Origin of the sequence: Nostoc sp. UIC 10630, assembly GCF_010747425.1 — a bacterium.
Classification (GTDB): Bacteria; Cyanobacteriota; Cyanobacteriia; order Cyanobacteriales; family Nostocaceae; genus Nostoc.
In genome coordinates this window covers 91417-108830 of sequence record NZ_JAAGOG010000001.1, presented here as the reverse complement: position 1 = coordinate 108830, position 17414 = coordinate 91417, and the positions used below count along the sequence as shown (strand labels likewise).

The following is a 17414-nucleotide window of genomic DNA, read 5'->3' as shown; positions in this document are numbered from 1 at the left end:
TTTTGGAGTTAGACATTAGGCATTGGGCATTGGGCATAAGGTATGAGTAAAAAGGGAAGTGGGGAGTGGGGACTATTGACTACTGCTATTAATCACCCTTATTTGTAGCTGGCCTGTTGCGAATTCCTCACCTAGCTTACTTTGGACAATTGCAAGGGGTGCAGCTTCTAGAGTGATGCTGGTATCAGTGGCCTTAATAACAGGGAATTGATACGGGTCGCGTGGTAAACCTGAAGTTTCCAGCCCATCAACCGTTAGCTGTCCAGTTACAAAAACCATTGCCCCAGTGCGGTTGAATTGTGCGATCGCACTCCCAATCGGCTCATCTTCCAAGGTCAACGCCTCAATATTAGTAATGGCAGGTCGTCCCACATCGGCGGTGATTTCCTCTAAGAAAATCTGTGCGTCCGGTTCAGTTGAAGCTTTGTAAATCCTCCCGTCGTCACTCTGTACCAAAAATCCAGTTCCCTGCACCTGGATAATTAGATATTGCCCATTTACCTTAGAGCGATCGCCCGTCCGCACCCCGCGAATATTTGCTTTAATCAAATGAGTTGAACCCGATTCATTAAAAATGTGCTGTACACCAGAGGGGGAAGCGATTAAGCGGTTAAATTGGGTTAAAATTCCGCCTGAGTTATTTACGTTAAAAACTGCCAGAGCGATCGCAACCAACATCACTAAAATGAAGTACTCAGCATTGCTCCCAGTCCTCAGCCTCAAGTTCCTGTTACCTGGGCAGACGCACCGCACAGGGCTAGGCCAAAACATCTCAACCCCGCCACGGGTGAAAACATCCGCGAACCACCCGAAGAAGTACCCGATACTTAAGGCATGAATGAGATTAAAAAAAGAAGGATTAAACAGCGCTGCACCATATCCAACAACTGCGATCGCACCACTGGCAACCAAACTATGAGTGCAGCTGCGGTGGGGCATTCTGCTCTCAAAGAAGCTACTCACCCACGGGAGAACACGACCAGCCGGGGATGTGGAAATGTCAATGTCTGGGAGAAGACCTGCGATCGCACCCACAGCAATCATCGTCGGGCTAGCTGTTCCCAGTAATAGGCTTGTGGCAGTACCACTAATTAATAGATGCGAAATGCCTAGCATTACCGTATCCTCCTGTCTTCTGGTGGCAGATTATACAGAAGGCGAGAAAGTCCGAGGAATACCGCCGCCGCGATACCTCCAAAAATGTACAAGGCTTGATCGCCGGTTCCCAACCCGATGAACCTCATAATCACAAAGGCAATTCCCGCCAGGAGTATTAAAGGTGTGATGTCAAAATAGCGACGATGGTCGCCTGATTCGACATCTAACCCTAGATATTCCTCGTCCACTGCACGAGCCGCCAGCATGGGATTACCCCCAGCGCGTTCTTGGAGCTTGGCAAGTTCGGAGGGTTTGAGGGCGATCGCTCTTTCCGCCGCAGCCTGAATCATAATCTCCCGAATTGCGTACTCTGGCAGGGGCCGCAGTTCAATTCGGGGAATATTTATAAAAATGTCGGTACGTGGAGGGTCGGTGGCTAAAAGCAGCATAGGAGCGCCACCCCGTCGCAACTGCTTAAGCCACATTCTAAATTTGGCATCGCAACAGTGAGCGTCATCGAGGATTAGGAAAGCTGTGTTTTCCTCTAAGAAACTGGCGATCGCCCTTTTGAGTTTGTCAGCCGTCAGTGACTTACCCTCTAAATCTTCAGTGGGTATCTCGAACTGATGGGCAATCTCCAAAAGCATCTGCTTAGGCGTAGCCGGTTCAACATACGCCACCATAAACCCGTCAGCTTGTAGCTTCTCCACAACAGCACTGGCTAGTACAGACTTACCACTACCATCTTCACCAGCAATGAGGATAGCCCCATCTGCTAGCAGTGAGGCTGTTGTGCGGTTGAGTTCGGCTTGTCTGTAGATTTTGAATTCCCCCGGTATTATTTCTGGTTCAGTTGGTGCTGCCTCATTCTTAGAGGAAACTTTGGGGGTGAGTTTAGGGGTGATCGCTAATATTCCCCCTATACCCAATGTCAGCATTGATAAGGGATTTAGCCCGTTAACAGCAACAATTACCCCAGTTGTCACCATACCGAGAAATTTTAGGCCGCGGTGATAAAACCCATTGCGATATTGATCAATGAGTCCGCGTATGCGAAAGGGTCAATACCTGGCATCTGTGCAGATTCTTTAATCTTGGTTTTTAGCTCGTCTGGTAACAGGTCTGGGTTTTGAATGAAGTGTTGAGCCAATACATTCTCAGCTATTAAAGTCCCAGCCGCTTTGTTTTGTGCGCTGTTGACTATGGCTGCTACATCATCTTGTGGTGAAGACTGCGATCGCTTCTGTTTGGGTGTGTAATTTGGGGCTGTAACTTGCTGAGTCTCGGCGACTGCCAAGGTAGTTGTAGTTGCTGGCTGCTCGTCTTCGATTGGCCCAGATGCTGGCGGTACTGGGTAGCCTTCCATACGTCCAGTTGATTTGATATGGTCGTGTAGTGCATCCATGTGAGCTACTTGATCGGCATACAAGTAAGCCTTACCTGACAGCTTCCAAGTCTTTATCTGCAAGTATCTCATTCGAGCGTACAAAGGATCTCGACCAATTCCATATTTTTCTTGCAATTCTAATATGGAAATTTTGGAATTTTCTACATCATTTTGAGTGGTATCTGGTTGGTTGTCTGCCATAGTCCGCTTGTTGTCTGCCAGTTTTTATACCATTGTCGGGCATACAATCCGGCAGACTGTACGGTAAACTTACTGATTGTATTGTGAAGTTTTGGCAGACAACTTTACCAATCATAATCACCGCATTTATAACTAGCTTCCTTTGCCTGTTGATAAGCAGCGTTGATTGCAGCCATTCGATCAGTAAAACTGCCGTTATCTGGATGATGCTCACTCACCACTAAGTCTTTTGATAGAAACTCTTATCTACAGATAGAAAGATAAATATTTTATAGAAAACAGCGTTAATAGTGATGTGTAGATATTGAGAGGGTACTAGACGGGAATATAGCTCGGTTCGGCTACTAATCAACAGAAGGAAGGTGTCACCATGCAAACGTTTAAGCACAAGGAACCGCGACCATGGCCTGCTGCTGTGCGTGAGTTTGTGCAGGAAGAGCAGGAGGATGCATACCGTCTCTTGGCCATCGATCTGGGACTAGGCCAAGACCCTGCGAAGGCATTTGCTCATCTGAATAAAGATTTGCCCCCGGGCCCCGATATTTTACCGCAGACATGGAAGAACCAGCTCGGCATCTTCGATGCCCTCACGCCTGAAGAGTGGGCGCAGTTTGATGAGGAGGTGGCGCAAGTCTACGAGTACTACGCCGCGCTCCCGCCACCTACATATTTCGAGACGCGCAGCAGCTACTTGACGATGGCCATGCTGTTCGATACGGTGGGAGATGCTTTCGGTAAGGCGCTCCGCGAACTGCCATTCCCTGCCACGCTACCTTCCGGCGACGTGAACGCGCGGATCGTGCTTGAACCGAAGACAAAAGCCCCTGTGATGTTCTTCGAGCAAGGCTTGTTTCGGTTCTTCATGGACATGGCGCAGCTGATCGCTTGGGCTACACCTCCCCTCTGCCCCGCCCAGTTGAACGATGACTTCGCTCTCACTCAACTCGTCCGCCATTATACTATGCCGTTTCAGGCCTCTGAATCCTGGGCCGGTTCCCTGTATACCTATGTGGCTTCCGGTTCTCCCATCGCCAATCCGACTCCCCTTCCTCGCCCGAATCACAACCTCTTCGTGGCGATTTTGTTGCTTGGGTACATGGAGCGGTTCGTAATGGCTCATGAGCTTGCCCACATCACACTTGGCCACTTGGGCAAGAAGCCAAAAAACGTGCTGGAGGCGTGGGAGCAGGAATACGAAGCCGACGAGCAGAGCTTAGTCGTGCTGAGTGAGCTTGCCCGCCGGAGTGGCATCAGTTGGGCGACGTGTTTTTGGGGGTGTAACCTAGCTCTCACCTGCTTCGATATTCTGGATCGCGCTCTGGGTCTGATGGCATTCGGTTCTTACAAATTGACCTGGACGAGCTGCACCCATCCCGATGGGCTTTCTCGCCGGAATCGTTTGCGCGGCAAAGCAACCTCTCTCGCGCCACATGTGACACCGCTGGAAGTTGCCGCCGCGGAGGAGCTGTGCGGCATGACAGACGCACTGCTTCCAAAGGTCTATGAGCTTGGCTCTTTCCCCCTTGTGCTCTCTCACCAGCAAGGTGTCCGGCCGTCGCCCCTGTGGAAGGGCTACATTGCCCGCAGTTTTCAACTGGCAAGCTGTACTTAGTCGAAGGCGATACGTGTCATCGGTGACAGTGACCAACTTACTCTTTAAGAATACGGAGGGATGCACATGAATCAGGATCAACTGAAGGTTAAGGTTTCTTTTGACGATGAACCTACGCAAGACGTGCTTGCTGCTCTTCAAGAGGTTGGGGCGGCCGACGTGGAGGAGCTCGAGCAACACGGCGTTCTGGGGATTGGAACGGTTATTCTGGCTATTCTTGTTGGCAACGCGTTTTACCGCCTTGTCGCCAGCCTGCTGCGCTTGTGGAAGTGCGGGGTCATCGTCGATGCCCGCGGTTCGAGGGTTGTGGTCAAGAAGGATTGCGATCTACCGCCTGGCAGCGTCCTAATTATCAAATTGGACGGAACGAAAGTGACGTTGAACGAGCCTTCCGCTCCACAAATCGAAGTCGGGGTCGGCGGTCTCGTAGGGGGACAGAACATCGGTAGATAAGCATTTTCCGAATAATCTGGCTCACGCGATCGCCCCAACTGGCACATCTCACATTTCCTCGCTTGTATTTGGCAAGCTTAACGGAGTGATCGCTAGAAAGTTTATACTTAATGCAGTAATCAATGCAGTAATCAATGCAGTAAATACTTGTGATATTGGTTGAATTCCTCGGTTGTAATAACCCTTAAATACACACTTTCAAGTTATACTTACTGCATCAATTCAGTAATGCAGTAATTAATGCAGTAATGCACTATGTCAGTAATTGCCCTTGTCAATCAAAAAGGGGGCTGCTCAAAATCTACGTCTGCCGTTCATCTAGCGTGCTGGTTATCCCGTAAAGGTCACAAAGTCCATTTGCTAGATGCTGACGCTCAACGTAGCAGCTCAATTTGGCTTCAGTCGATGGATGATATCAAAATTCCTACAACTGTGCTGCAATCACCTGATGATCTCTTAGAGCAAATCCCAGAGTTAGCAGCGCAATGTGACCATCTAATAATAGATGGACCAGCCGGTTTGTCTGAAGCCAGCAGAGCAATATTATTTAGAGCCGATCTAGCTGTAGTTCCCTGTCAGCCCACAGGGTTAGATTTACAGTCAGCAAGTGACGCTGTGCGATTAATCAGACAAGCTCAGTCTGTGCGAGGTGGTGCGCCCCAAGCCGCTATATTCATCAGTCGTGCTGTTAAGGGTACAAAATTATTAGGTGAAGCGATCGCACTGTTATCTAAATCCAAAGAAGCGACGGTGTTAAAAACTGTGATTCACCAGAAACAAGCGATCGCAGATACTTTTGGTCAAGCTGCAACAATTTGGGATTTACCTGGCCGTCAAGCGGCAGAGTCAGCACGGGAGTATGAGCGGTTATTTAAAGAAATTTTGGGGATGGTGAAATGAGTACTAAAAAACCTCGGAAGTCCCTAAATGATGCCCTTGCTCATGAGTTTGTGTACGGTGAATCAGCGTTGCGGGAGGATTCCTCAATCCAAGCAACGGAGGATAAAGAAACGGAAAGTGCGGTCTTAGAGTCTCCCCAAGAGGAGCATCTTTCTAAGAAAGAGACACTGCCAGAGCCAGAGCCAGAGTCTAATCCAAGCAAGAAAGTACAATCAACTAAGCCTAGCTTAATGTCTCAACTTCAACCCGAAAGCCCTAAAGAAGCAACAATTAGATTAACTGTGGATTTACCAGAATCCATGCACCAAAAACTGTCTATGCTAGCGGCAAGGACTAGAAGAAAAAAGGCTGAAATTGTGCGGTTTCTTTTGGATGAAGCACTTAAGGATGTAGAAGAGTAATGCAGTAATTAATGCAGTAATGCAGTATTTAAGTATTTATATATGAGGCGATGCAGTACATACAACACTGCATCGCCTATTTTTACTGCAATATGGGGTAAATATAGCGTAGCTGACACTAGAGGCAAGATAGGCTGAAAGTATTATTGCATAAGCTTTTTAGCCATCGCTTCTTGATAAATCAACCAAGCCTTATTTGCTTTTTATTAGACAAGGCTGTAACGAAATCACAAGGGTTTCAGTCCTGTCATTGGCATACTACAAACCTCGGTTTTAGGTAAATTTGTACTATCTTGCCCCTTATAACACGCTCGCTAGATTTACCCCAAATACCATGTAAAAAGAAAAAACTGTTTGCAATGAACAGTTTAGCGTTCAATTTTAGTAAGAAACTAGAATTAAGTACTTATAAGGCGATTCTGGTTGTAATGACTGCGATCGCCTACTTTTTATGGCTTAAGTTGCTGAACTATCAGCGTAGCAGGATAAAGCCAACCAGCTAAAAAGAGTTATGCAGGGAACTCTATTGATGGGCAGTTTTGATACCTCAACAAAAACGTCCACTAACTCTTCTGAGAGTGGGAATCACAAACTCAGCAAGGTTGACAAAGTAGGTTTATAACCTGGTGACATTATCTGCAAGGAGGTTATTTGCTGAAAAATCAAAAAACGAAAACGCCTACTTTGTACCAGTTACAAGTTGGTATGACAGTTAAAGCTAGTCTGGCGGCCACCAAACTAGCACCAAACAATAAACTTTATGGAGTTAATTCAATGGTTAATAAAACCAACCCCACACAATCTAATAATACTCTCGTCCGCTCACTGATGAATATTGCCCTTTCACTGGGAGTAATGCTTGGTTCAGGTCTAGCGTATGGTTTTGTTCAAACTGCTTTTTACTCCAAGCAGCATGAACAATCTGCCCAAACTGAACTCGGTCGGTTCGGTCGTGCAGATTACGAACAGCTAAAACCAGGAATGTCCTTAACGGAAGTGCGGTCAATCTTGTATCGAGGTGTCGAGGTTAGCCGATCTGCAACAATAGCAACATTTGTCTGGGAAAATCCTGATAGTTCTAAAATCACCGTAACTTTTGAGCATGACAAGCTCAAGAGTAAAGCACAGTCTGGATTGAAGTAAGAAACCAGAGGCAGGCGATCTGGTTGTAATGACTGCGATCGCTCTCAACAAATAAAGGCGATGCTTACGGCGGTAAACTACGCACTGGGTCGCTTTTTCCTTTAAGAAATTGATCTCTTCCCTCCCCTGACTCTTTGACCCAGCTTGTGGTTCTGGTGCTGTTTTGGAAGAATCACTTTTTCTAGACTCAAAAGCAAAGGTAGATGTAAAGCTATATTAAAAATAGTAAATTTTAATGAATGTAAACTTTAGTAAAGAAAATAGATAAATTTATATACAAATTCTGGCGTACTTGTATTAAAGTATACCAAACCTTAAATACAAAAAAATTAAGATTGATTTATAGCAGGAATTTTATCTAAAATCTTACTAGTACTTTTAAGTACTAACAATATCTTTGGTTTTCAGTATTTCTAAAAAAGTATAAAACTTTCAATCTTAGCAGGTTTCATGTTCTATTAGTTGAAAATTGTAGATTTAAATGTATTACTATAAAAACAGCGATCAACTTTCAAAACTCTGTCCCGGTTAAAATATCTTTAGCGGGGCGAGATTTGCCTAAGATTAAGCAAATTTGCAAAGCTGCCCCCTCCACAAGGGCAGCTTTGCTGTAAGAAACAGATTTAGGACGGAGTTCTGAAAGTTGATCGCTGTTCAACTTTTCCTTCTACTGGACTTTTCTCTACAAGTCTCGCTAGTCCAACTAGAATCAAAAACTATGAACCTGCTAAAATTCTTTAGCTCTTTGCAACGCAATTCTAAGCCAGTGCAAAGAGGAATTTTGCTCACTCGGAGAACCATCATTATCGGTTCTACCTGCATCTTGTCATTAGGTGCTGGAGGGGGAGTTGTTTACAAAGGATGGCAAAGTCAGAGCCAGAAGCAAATCCAAATTAATAACTGCTATCTAGCTCCTACTCCATCCGCAACACCCACAGCTACAGTAAAACCTATGCCTAAGACGGTGACTTTACCGGAATCTGCATAGGAATTAAGAAGGCGATCTGCTTGAACTGCGATCGCTTTTTCTGCATCAAAAACAAAGGCGATCGCACTGGTCGCCTTTCCTATTTCTTCCACACAGCTGACCACTGCTCACCAGAGCCAAAGCATTGCTCACAGCCTGCTGTCGCCTGTTCTCCATTAGGATGTTTCCAGGCTAGATAGTACCAGCCTTGCCCATCACAATTGTCACACGGCACTCGAATTAATTTTTCTAGGTTCTCGTTAGGTTGTTTTTTGGGTTTTGTCATTTGGCTATCCTCTAAGAATGAAAGCGATGTCTGTGGCTGGCTTTGCCTACGTACTTCCAACTAGCGATCGCCTTTATCCTCTTAGAAATTTACTCTTGCGTTCTTACCTGCTCTAGAAAATCTGGTAGTAATAATTTTAGTGAATCATCTACCTTAATTTCATCATTATTTATCTTATGAAAGATAACTTTACCTACTTCACAAGCTTCAGTAAATGAGCATCCCTCATCTATTAAATTGACACGAATTTTAGTAACTAATTCTGTCATTGTGTCTAATTCTTCAATGCTGTAATTCATATACCTCCATAAAATGATGCGATCGCAGGTTGGTATGCGATCGCCATTTTCCTCTAAGAAATTGCCTGTTCTACTACATCAAGTAGCTTTCTTGATAGCTCTAACCAACGCTTTACCCTTGGATTTGTTTCGGCTGCTAAGTGAATTGTGGAGGGGTCAACTTCCCAATTTTCATAGGCTGCAAGTCTAACAACGAATTCCTTTTCTAATTGGTGACGTTGTTCTGAAGTGTACATTTTAGTTAAGTGCAGAAGCGATCGCAGCCCCTAACTGCTTCAATGTCCTTTCCTTAGCAACCTCGGCTGCTGCCCGTGCTGATTCAGCCAGAATTGTGTCAGTATTTGGGGTCAACTTGAGGGCCCCACCCAAATACCCCAGTGACTTGCAATAATTGTCTGATAAGTTGGTAGAGGCCAACCGTTTTACAGTTTGGTAATCGTTTTTGTGGAATGCTGACAGAGCATCAATTTGTACATTAGTTTCTGGAGTTCCCAAAACGTCTATGATTGCGTTGATTGCTTCTGTCACTTGTCCTATTGTCAGTTCTGTAGATACTGCTTGCACCATTTTATTTATCTCCTTTTAACCAATAATTAGAAGTTTCAGCAGCGACTTGAGGAGCATACAGTAATTCCCAATTTCGCTGTATGTGTTCATAGACGACTCTAGAAAGATACTGAGCAATTTTTGAACCATCGTAATAAATGGCTGTTCTCAGTAATATATAGTTCTGCTTGGTCAGAAAAATGTAGTTGATATCTCTCTTGGTCATTTTTGCAGGCAAGATGATATGCCCCAAGGGATTCGGGGGAATTTCACCATCTGAAATTGAATTTTTGTAATCAGGTAAAGCTTCAAAGCCTTGCTCAACAACTATTTTTACCCAATCATCTATATCAATTTCCCTTTTGGTAACATCCAGTTTCGCCAAGGTTTCATAGTATCGACGATTGCGGCCTAACCATCCCCGTACATATTGATTAATTAAATCCTGCCTGGAATCGCCTGATGCTTCGCTGAAAACATCAAGTTGTTTGTCGTGCTGTTCTGTAATGTAATAGTACGAAAGCGAAAACTGATAGGCCATTATCTCCAAACTTAGAACTTGCGATTTGTCTACAAGTTTATCTTAAAGTGCCACAGATTTACCTTAAATATTCATAGTTGTGATACGATTCAAAAAAAGCGCCCCCGGTGTCGTTACCACCGGAGGACTTCTCACCCACCACAGATCAGCCTATGGAGGGCAACTTTATTATGAGTCCAGAGCAGGAAAAAAGGGAATACGTGCTTAATGCGATCGCAAGTTACCCAACTCAGCAAGAAGCAGCGATCGCTTTAGGGACAAGTCCTAGAGTGGTTTCGCAGTGGAACACAAACAAAGCTCAACCTAGAGAACTGGCAGTTAGAGTGATTCAATTATTGGATGCTTTAAAAAATGCAGGGGTTGACATACCGCCACCACTAAGTTTTTAGGTTAGTTGATTTTAATCATTGCCCCTCTATCTAGAGGGGTTTTTAATTGAGTTAGATGTTTTTTGCACCAAAACTTAAGGCTCACAATCCTTGTAGGCAAAGCAAAAACGCTGATTATTTGCAGCATTAGTCAGGTATAGGAGACAAACAATTTACTCCGAAAACCCAGCTTAAACAAACAGTTTGGTGCAAAAGATTAATCAATTTGGTGTCAAAAAGTGGTAAGTTTCCCGCCAAGTTTCGCAAATATTTGATGCAAATTAGGAGGTAAAGAAAATTGGTATGCACATTGCAGAAAATACTTAACCGAGAGTTGAGGCAGGTTTATGAGGCTTTCATAGGAGATAGAGTTGCAGATACTACATGGCGAACTGTAAAGTGTTTTATTACAGAAACAGGGTTAGACCTAAACTCAAATAATCTTCACGAATACGCACTTCTTAGAAAGCGATACCCCAAGCTATCACTAACACCACTGGAATTTAGAGCTTTATTAGTGGCAGTTGATAAAGCTAGAAATTTACTACCTCAGTTTATAACTGGTGAAGAATTTATCAGATTACTGATTACTCAGGGAATTAGACCAGACATCTCGACAATTTATAGATGGTTTAAACAAGCTGGTTCTAAATACAACAAATCAACCTCTTATTCAACTGAGATAATGTTTGCTGTGATTTATCGAGCAGTTGTTTGGAAATTCATTGATACAAGGAAGAATAGAAACAATGGCTAGTTTACCATCTGGAGTAAGGCGAGTTTACAACTCTCTCTACAAGCGTAGAGTTACTAGCGGTAATTCTTATACTCCTACTCCTACACAGATTAAAGAGTATTTTGATTCTCAAGGTTTCAATGTTGAGAATATTACTGATGAACAATTCAATCAGGCTGTTAACCATTTTTCTAAAGGTGAATTGTCTTTAACAACTCAGCAAGAGTCCACCCTATTAGAGAGCCAGTCTGTTGCCGAAGTTTCCCCGGTTGTAGAAACTGGCGTTTTGAATCAGGATGATATGAACGAAAGCGATAATATACCTGAGTTTGGTCTTGTTCTGACTGAGCAGCAGTTAAAAGACATAGTGACTACTAAAGCCGTGGAAATGTCACTTCAGTTATCCACTTCTGATATTGAGTATGTAGCTGGCCAAATTGATAGTATTGACACCACATTAGATGATGTTCTCACTCAAACTGAAAACTTATTGTGTGCCTACGCTGACCATAAAAAGCAAGAAGGTATACAAAAAATCGATGCAATGTTTGGGCGGGTTTATAACCATGTTCAGTCTAACAATGAGGATACATCGCAGTATATCTCTAGAGGATTGCAGCAGTTTGGGCGTGATGTAGAGCAATCACAACAAGACTTTAAAAGCTCAGTCTTTAATACTCTCGAACGCCTTAAAGTTTCAAGCAATTCAGCGTAGAGTTGCACTGCTAATCGTTGCATTTCTCTGGCTAATGATTGGGTGCAGTTGGAGCGTAAAAATGATGAGCGATCGCTACTCCTATCGTCAAATCCAACAGTTGAAAAAATATCACAGACAAACTGAGGTATGGAATGAATATAAAAAACCACATGAAAACTAAAGGTAGACGCATCCAATCCAGGATGCAACGTACCTTTGGAATTGACCCAGCTTTTTTAATTAAGTGCTGTGAAGGGGACGAAACATCACTAAAAAAATTAGGGCAGATGGGGCGTGAGGGGGCATTGATTACTAAACTCATGCCTAAAGTTCAAGCAGCCGCGCTTTCAACAATTCAGGGAACGCAGGATTTAAATGTTGGTATTTCTCAAGTTATTAAGCAAGCTGCTACCTCATCAATCGCAATTGATAGAGCCTCGGCTGATGTGATGCTTGCTAATCAGCGTTATGGAAACGATCGCAAAGAACTAGCAGCATCTTTTGCTACATCTAAGCAAACTGAAGTAATCCGCCACAGTCAAACAATTGACTACATCAAGCTTAATGCTTATATTGACCAACACATGATGCACGTTGATGGCAATACTCGTCTGTTGGAAGCAAGTAATAAACCAGAGTTCCGGCAAATTGACGCTGATTTAGCAAGAAAAGATAGAGTTGCTGACCACCTACTGAAATATGGCGACATATCCCAACCTGAATTAATACCTCAGAAAAACTATCTAGGGGAAGGGTTTGTAGAATCACTAGCCAAAATTAAACGGGCAATTCTCGGATTCTAGTGAGGCAGTCGGAGTCTTCTCTGCGAGACGCTCCGCGAAGGCGGCTTCCGTCGAGTCCGAACTGCCGTTAGCGTAGCAGTAGCGACGTAGGAGCGTCACCCAAAGGGTAAAAATATAGTGTCACTATGCTGTCAGAGGAATTAGAAGAACTGAGTGAAAGTGATGAAGGTGCTGTGTATGCGTCAGATACAGCGCTTCCTAAAGACTTAGCAGAGGTTTTGCAACAAGAATTGCAACGCAGAGAAGAAACTTTACTCGTCAGAAAAAAGATTTTTACTTTTTTTGTGAGTTGGACTTTCCACGCCACAGGAGTAGCGATCGCTAAGTGGTGTTTAGTCATTGGTGGTAGTGGTGCTTTGTGGACAGCTGCAACACTGTGCTTCACTGTTGCATTTGTCCCAACCTCGTTTTTAATTTCTGGTATCAACATCAATTACATAGATGGTCAACTTCAGGTTTCAAATATGCAAAAAGCAGGTAACTTACTGGTTGGGGGAGTAACTGCTAGCATTACAACTTACTTAGCAGTTAAGGATTATCAAATACTCTACGATTTGTCCAATCAAACCATAGTTCAGATTTCAGAAGATATTAGGACAATTCAAAAACAGTACCCTCAAACTGATCCGTGGCTGTCAATTGTTATTGCTGGGGTTTTATTCTTTGGAGCAATATTTGCTCAAGGCATAGCTAATCGGAGGTAAACAGTGAGCAAGGGTGTAGGTGCAGCTGTAGAACTGGGTACGATTGGGGTTTTATTTGTAGCTGCTGTATTTTGCACCCTCTTTTCTCTTTCTAAACAGCCCTACGACCTAGTAGAGGTGAGATTCTGTCCCCCTTCTGCTAATGGGTATAACACGCCAGAACAGAAAAAACTTGATTTGGAGTATTGCTCAGTTCCTCGGTTCATTCTCCGCGAGGAATGGGACATGAGGGGGTTATTTGGTAGCCGTATTCCCGAACGTGAAGACGTGCAATTTAAGCGCTTGCTACCTACTGATAACCCTAATCAGCATTGGGCGCTAACTGGAACAGCTATAAGTCTTGGCGGGATAAGTTTGGTAATTTATACTCGTAACTCTTTGCTGCAATCCAAATATTACAGCTGGTTAGAGGACATTAAGACTACCAACTTTGAACTGTGGCAAGACAAGAAATCACAGCGAGATTTAAAAACAGTTGCTACTCAATTAAATACTCAGTTTAAGGCTGATATTTACTCGGCTGTGGACAATCAAAATAGGGTTGAGGCTGGGCTAATTTCTACTGAGAGATTAGCCCAGCAACAGCAAATGCAAGACAATCTGGGCATGACTCAGTATGAGTTGATGATTGCCGAATTCAAGAAAAAAATTGCTGAGGAGGAATTAGCTAAAGCTAAGGCCGATAAAGAAAAACAGAAAGTTCTGGGGGATAAGGAACAGAACTCAGTTTCTAATTCCAAATCAAACAAGCTTGAACTAGAAGAACAGTATCAATGGATTAACAAACTTTTGAAGTTGCCTTTTAGAGTCTTGAGTGGTGAGCAGGGTTCGGGTAAATCCACGCTTGAACGCTTAATGATTCGACTCCTCAAGGATGATGGCTGGCATATTGTCATCATTAACCCTGAAACTAATCCTGATATTTGGTCAGGTGTTCAAGTATTAGCTGATGTTGATCAGATAAACGAATTTTTTGAGGCATTTCCACAAACTATTAGAGAGCGTCAGCAACAGGCTAGGAGGCTCGGAATTGATGAGGATGATTATTTAGACCACATCAAAGATAAGAGCGGGCTAGAGGGGAAAGTGGCTATCTTTCTGATGGAAAGCAATACATACGAGGTTCACGGTGTAGATGCTGATTTATGGGCTGATTTATTAAAGCAGTCATTAACAAATATTAGAAAGTGGGGTTACACAGTATGTTTGACTGCCCATAGCGACAATCAAACAAGTATCTCTACTAAGCTGAAAGGCTTTTCCGGGATGATTGACGATGCTCCTAGAGTTGATTGCATTGCTAAAGCGGGTGTTAATGGTGAAGCAACTTCTACAGGAAAAGCACTACTCAAAATGAAAGGGGTAAGGGATAAAGAACCTCTAGAAGTTGACCTTTACAACTATCCAAAAAGTAAAAACTTTGGTACTGAACCATTAGGACAACCACCCCCATCTGCAACTAAACAAGAAGCAACAGCTACTAGTGGAGATTGGCATGAGGAGATGAAGAAATGGGTAAGCGAAACCGGAAGTCCATCATCAGTAAACGTAAAAGCAAAGTGGGAATCACTCACAGGTCACAGACTCAACGACGAGGGGCTAAGAGAATTAATGAAATATCTGGGACTTTAAACTGGGATGCTCGTTATGGAGATATTAAGAAGTACAAAAAACAATGTGCGATCGCTCATCAATCTGCAAAGGGCTTGTGCTGTGTGTGCCTCGTTCGTCCCTCAGAACAGTTACATCATGCTAAATATGGGTGCGATGAAATTGGTTTAACAGTATTTCCAGTCTGCTCTACTTGTCACGATAATGTGTGTCATTCCTCTTTGAATTGGAACAAAGATAAAAGTAATCCTGTTTGGGGCAATCAAAATACATCGGATTTTACTGAGCGCTTAAAACTTGGTTATCGGCTTTTATATGGTGGGATTGAATGAAACTTCTCTGTAACTTTCTCTGTTCACTTGGGAAAAATATAACTAGCTTTCAATTTCCTTTTTTATGACAACTACATTAGACCTATCAAAATTCCTGTACTGCCGTAATTGCGAAATGAAAACTCATCATTACAGAGATTTAAAATATGATTGGGGCTATAGTTGTCGCATCTGCCAAACTTGGCAGCATCAAAGCCAACTGATATCTATTCAGCAGGGTTATGCAGCTAAGGCAATTATTGAGGCGATAGGCAGTGAATATATTAGTTATTGTGATGGCACATTAGAACAGTTTATCGAAGCGGCTGAAGCTCTAGATATGGAATATGATTATCAAAAAACTGATGATGGATATGATTTTAAAGCATGGTATCCAGGCGATGAAGATAATGAAGCCAAGATACAGCTGTAAGCAAGACGGCAGCTAGAGCAATACCTACGGCGGGAAACTCGCTTGTGATGATTGGTATCTATTATCCTCTAAGAAAATGAAAACTAGAACCATAACAGCTAAATTTAGATACTGCAACTCTGGTAGAGAAGAAGAAGAAACTGTAAATATCATATTTAGTGATGAGGATGATAAATATGTAATTTGCAAGCCCTATGTGGTGGAGAAAGGGCAAAGATTAGTCTTTGACAAAGAAACAAATGAATTCTTAGTGAATGACTAGGCGTAGTTTATCGGCACAGGCGATCGCTCCTTATCCTCTAAGAAAATGAAGGAGTATTCACATACCTTGTAAAGGTATAATATAAAAACTGCAAGTACTTAAAAACGATGCAAACACTACCACTAGAACTTGAACTAGCAGTATCTCAAATTGCTGCACAGTACTATCCACACAGGCGGTTCAAGCTAATTTATAAAATCGTAAATAATTTTATTGATATCGAATTCCAAGGATACTATACAGAGGAATTTGTTAGCTCACGCAACCGCCCATCAAATCCAACTGATGATTTTTACCGTAATAAAAAAATAGATTTCACAGTTGGTTATGGAAACAATCGGCTTTCCCTATCTGCATGGTGGCGAGGAGCGATATTAACTTTTGATTACAATACTAAATATTGGAGCAATGAAGATGGAGAAAAAATTGCTTGTCCCTATCCAGATGGTGAACAATTCGAGCAAATTGCAGCAGCACTCTACCCCTTGCTACAGCATCATTACTAATTAAAAGAATAAGCCGATACCTGCGGGGGGCTGCGCTTACGCTAACTTTTTCTGGTGCAGACACACACTACTCGCGTTCGCTTGTAAATTGCTCCTTGGTGATAGGTGAAAGAGTGTTGCGCGTCTATGAAAAGGTTCTAGTTTTCTGGAATTCGCTATCTAGGCGGTGTAGTCCTTATTAGAACAGCGACTTATGAATAACTTCTATTAATAGCCCTTGGGGAATATAACCCCATCAAAAGCCCAGTCATCGTAACTGGGTTTTTGGTTTAAGTGCGATCGCTCTTAAGTGATCGGATCGCACCCCCAACTTACGTATAATTAAACTGCGGCTTGACCAATTGTAATACGAATAGCAGTGCAAAAGCCTATTCTTCATCATTGCCGTATGTCACACAAGGACTATCAATTACAATTGCACTTTGGAATGAATTACAGAAAATGGCGGTTGAACAATTAACCCCAAACTCGTCAGGGTGAATGCACTGTATGGCTCCTTCTACGTTGATATGAAAAGCACAGTCATTGCAAATAGTTTTAAATAGCAATGGTTGACAGTCGATTGAGTCGGACATCAGCTAAGGAATGAGTTCGCTATCGGGGATGATAATATTTTAAATTTGCAGCATAACTTAATATATAGCGTTGGGCAATCGTCTGGTGGAGCAAGCTTATCGCCCTCATTAATCGAACTCTCCAAAAAAGTTAACCAAGAGAAAGCAACAAGGTGAAACAATAGTGTGAAACTCTTCATCCTACTTATCAATGCTCAAATTTACGCGCTTTCACTTCGCCATTATTAGCAGTGCGTTGCTTTCATTTACAATAAGTGCTGGTGTACCTGCTGCCAATGCCCAATCCCAACAATGTGAAGCTGAATCCGTTTCAATTTCCCGCAGTGGAAAAATAGCCACGGAAATTACATTTGTCAACCAGCGAAGCACACCAGTAAGATTATATTGGCTTGATTACTCTGGTCAACGGAAGTTTTACGCCTTAATTCCTCCAAATAAGAGAATTACTCAAAGCACCTATGTAACTCATCCTTGGGTAATTACTGGTACTAAAAATAACTGTCTGGGTGTTTATTATCCTGATGGACAACCGCGCATAGTAGAAATTCTCTAACGCCCCAAAGCGATGCAAAAG

26 protein-coding genes are annotated in these 17414 nt (G+C 43.0%); 16 read left to right on the top strand and 10 right to left on the bottom strand.

What is annotated here, in order from left to right; all coding sequences use genetic code 11:
• Nucleotides 1-72: 72 nt before the first annotated feature.
• From G1O98_RS00630 to G1O98_RS00620, 3 genes are read right to left on the bottom strand one after another with little or no spacing between them, the layout of a single operon-like run.
• Entirely contained in the window at nt 73-1116 is a 1044-nt protein-coding gene (locus tag G1O98_RS00630) for a metal-dependent hydrolase (RefSeq protein WP_163926694.1), read from the bottom strand.
• Complete coding sequence (locus G1O98_RS00625) at nt 1116-2087, bottom strand: AAA family ATPase (protein ID WP_163926693.1); 972 nt, start codon at nt 2085-2087, stop codon at nt 1116-1118. The genes G1O98_RS00630 and G1O98_RS00625 overlap by 1 nt, the downstream gene beginning before the upstream one ends.
• Before the next feature lie 11 nt (nt 2088-2098).
• Entirely contained in the window at nt 2099-2686 is a 588-nt protein-coding gene (locus tag G1O98_RS00620) for a hypothetical protein (RefSeq protein WP_175586446.1), read from the bottom strand.
• A gap of 370 nt (nt 2687-3056) precedes the next feature.
• On the opposite strand from G1O98_RS00620, the gene G1O98_RS00615 reads away from it, so the two are divergent.
• The 5 genes from G1O98_RS00615 (at nt 3057) to G1O98_RS39580 (ending at nt 7195) form a co-directional block, all read left to right on the top strand.
• Nucleotides 3057-4298, top strand: coding sequence for a hypothetical protein (locus tag G1O98_RS00615; protein ID WP_163926692.1), 1242 nt, complete (start codon nt 3057-3059; stop codon nt 4296-4298).
• A 66-nt stretch (nt 4299-4364) separates the two neighbouring features.
• Nucleotides 4365-4751, top strand: a complete 387-nt coding sequence (locus G1O98_RS00610; protein ID WP_163926691.1) for a hypothetical protein — start codon at nt 4365-4367, stop codon at nt 4749-4751.
• 255 nt (nt 4752-5006) lie between these two features.
• A complete protein-coding gene (locus G1O98_RS00605; RefSeq protein WP_163926690.1) occupies nt 5007-5651 on the top strand; it encodes an AAA family ATPase in 645 nt (214 codons plus the stop codon).
• Nucleotides 5648-6052, top strand: a complete 405-nt coding sequence (locus G1O98_RS00600; protein ID WP_163926689.1) for a CopG family transcriptional regulator — start codon at nt 5648-5650, stop codon at nt 6050-6052. The genes G1O98_RS00605 and G1O98_RS00600 overlap by 4 nt, the downstream gene beginning before the upstream one ends.
• A gap of 651 nt (nt 6053-6703) precedes the next feature.
• Nucleotides 6704-7195 carry a hypothetical protein gene (locus tag G1O98_RS39580; RefSeq protein ID WP_243458306.1) on the top strand — a complete coding sequence of 164 codons (492 nt, stop codon included), beginning with the start codon at nt 6704-6706 and terminating at the stop codon, nt 7193-7195.
• Between the two features lie 511 nt (nt 7196-7706).
• Here the strand turns inward: G1O98_RS39580 and G1O98_RS00590 are convergent.
• The 7 genes from G1O98_RS00590 to G1O98_RS00560 form a co-directional block, all read right to left on the bottom strand.
• On the bottom strand, nt 7707-7853 hold the full coding sequence (locus G1O98_RS00590; RefSeq protein ID WP_163926688.1) for a hypothetical protein: 147 nt from the start codon (nt 7851-7853) through the stop codon (nt 7707-7709).
• Between the two features lie 245 nt (nt 7854-8098).
• A complete protein-coding gene (locus G1O98_RS00585; protein WP_163926687.1) occupies nt 8099-8275 on the bottom strand; it encodes a hypothetical protein in 177 nt (58 codons plus the stop codon).
• A complete protein-coding gene (locus G1O98_RS00580; RefSeq protein ID WP_163926686.1) occupies nt 8263-8448 on the bottom strand; it encodes a hypothetical protein in 186 nt (61 codons plus the stop codon). The genes G1O98_RS00585 and G1O98_RS00580 overlap by 13 nt, the downstream gene beginning before the upstream one ends.
• An 89-nt stretch (nt 8449-8537) precedes the next feature.
• Nucleotides 8538-8747 (bottom strand): hypothetical protein, encoded by a 210-nt coding sequence (locus G1O98_RS00575; RefSeq protein ID WP_163926685.1) that lies wholly within the window; start codon nt 8745-8747, stop codon nt 8538-8540.
• A gap of 53 nt (nt 8748-8800) precedes the next feature.
• Nucleotides 8801-8983, bottom strand: coding sequence for a hypothetical protein (locus G1O98_RS00570; RefSeq protein ID WP_163926684.1), 183 nt, complete (start codon nt 8981-8983; stop codon nt 8801-8803).
• Nucleotide 8984: 1 nt separating this feature from the next.
• On the bottom strand, nt 8985-9314 hold the full coding sequence (locus tag G1O98_RS00565; RefSeq protein ID WP_163926683.1) for a hypothetical protein: 330 nt from the start codon (nt 9312-9314) through the stop codon (nt 8985-8987).
• A 1-nt stretch (nt 9315) separates the two neighbouring features.
• Nucleotides 9316-9834 carry a transposase gene (locus G1O98_RS00560; protein WP_163926682.1) on the bottom strand — a complete coding sequence of 173 codons (519 nt, stop codon included), beginning with the start codon at nt 9832-9834 and terminating at the stop codon, nt 9316-9318.
• Between the two features lie 107 nt (nt 9835-9941).
• On the opposite strand from G1O98_RS00560, the gene G1O98_RS00555 reads away from it, so the two are divergent.
• The 11 genes from G1O98_RS00555 (at nt 9942) to G1O98_RS00505 (ending at nt 17393) form a co-directional block, all read left to right on the top strand.
• Entirely contained in the window at nt 9942-10223 is a 282-nt protein-coding gene (locus G1O98_RS00555) for a hypothetical protein (RefSeq protein WP_207794489.1), read from the top strand.
• A 277-nt stretch (nt 10224-10500) separates the two neighbouring features.
• Nucleotides 10501-10959 (top strand): hypothetical protein, encoded by a 459-nt coding sequence (locus G1O98_RS00550; RefSeq protein WP_163926680.1) that lies wholly within the window; start codon nt 10501-10503, stop codon nt 10957-10959.
• Nucleotides 10952-11653 (top strand): hypothetical protein, encoded by a 702-nt coding sequence (locus G1O98_RS00545; protein ID WP_163926679.1) that lies wholly within the window; start codon nt 10952-10954, stop codon nt 11651-11653. Before G1O98_RS00550 ends, G1O98_RS00545 begins: the two co-directional genes overlap by 8 nt.
• Nucleotides 11654-11787: 134 nt before the next feature.
• Nucleotides 11788-12438 (top strand): hypothetical protein, encoded by a 651-nt coding sequence (locus tag G1O98_RS00540; protein ID WP_163926678.1) that lies wholly within the window; start codon nt 11788-11790, stop codon nt 12436-12438.
• Between the two features lie 125 nt (nt 12439-12563).
• Complete coding sequence (locus G1O98_RS00535) at nt 12564-13142, top strand: hypothetical protein (protein ID WP_163926677.1); 579 nt, start codon at nt 12564-12566, stop codon at nt 13140-13142.
• Nucleotides 13143-13145: 3 nt separating this feature from the next.
• Nucleotides 13146-14774 carry an ATP-binding protein gene (locus G1O98_RS00530; RefSeq protein ID WP_163926676.1) on the top strand — a complete coding sequence of 543 codons (1629 nt, stop codon included), beginning with the start codon at nt 13146-13148 and terminating at the stop codon, nt 14772-14774.
• Nucleotides 14702-15085, top strand: coding sequence for a hypothetical protein (locus G1O98_RS00525; protein ID WP_163926675.1), 384 nt, complete (start codon nt 14702-14704; stop codon nt 15083-15085). The genes G1O98_RS00530 and G1O98_RS00525 overlap by 73 nt, the downstream gene beginning before the upstream one ends.
• A 115-nt stretch (nt 15086-15200) precedes the next feature.
• Complete coding sequence (locus G1O98_RS00520; protein ID WP_163926674.1) at nt 15201-15497, top strand: hypothetical protein; 297 nt, start codon at nt 15201-15203, stop codon at nt 15495-15497.
• 76 nt (nt 15498-15573) lie between these two features.
• Complete coding sequence (locus tag G1O98_RS00515) at nt 15574-15759, top strand: hypothetical protein (RefSeq protein WP_163926673.1); 186 nt, start codon at nt 15574-15576, stop codon at nt 15757-15759.
• Nucleotides 15760-15866: 107 nt separating this feature from the next.
• Nucleotides 15867-16265, top strand: a complete 399-nt coding sequence (locus tag G1O98_RS00510) for a hypothetical protein (RefSeq protein ID WP_163926672.1) — start codon at nt 15867-15869, stop codon at nt 16263-16265.
• A 765-nt stretch (nt 16266-17030) separates the two neighbouring features.
• Nucleotides 17031-17393: a hypothetical protein gene (locus G1O98_RS00505; protein WP_163926671.1), complete on the top strand. Its 363-nt coding sequence runs from the start codon at nt 17031-17033 to the stop codon at nt 17391-17393.
• Nucleotides 17394-17414 lie beyond the last annotated feature (21 nt).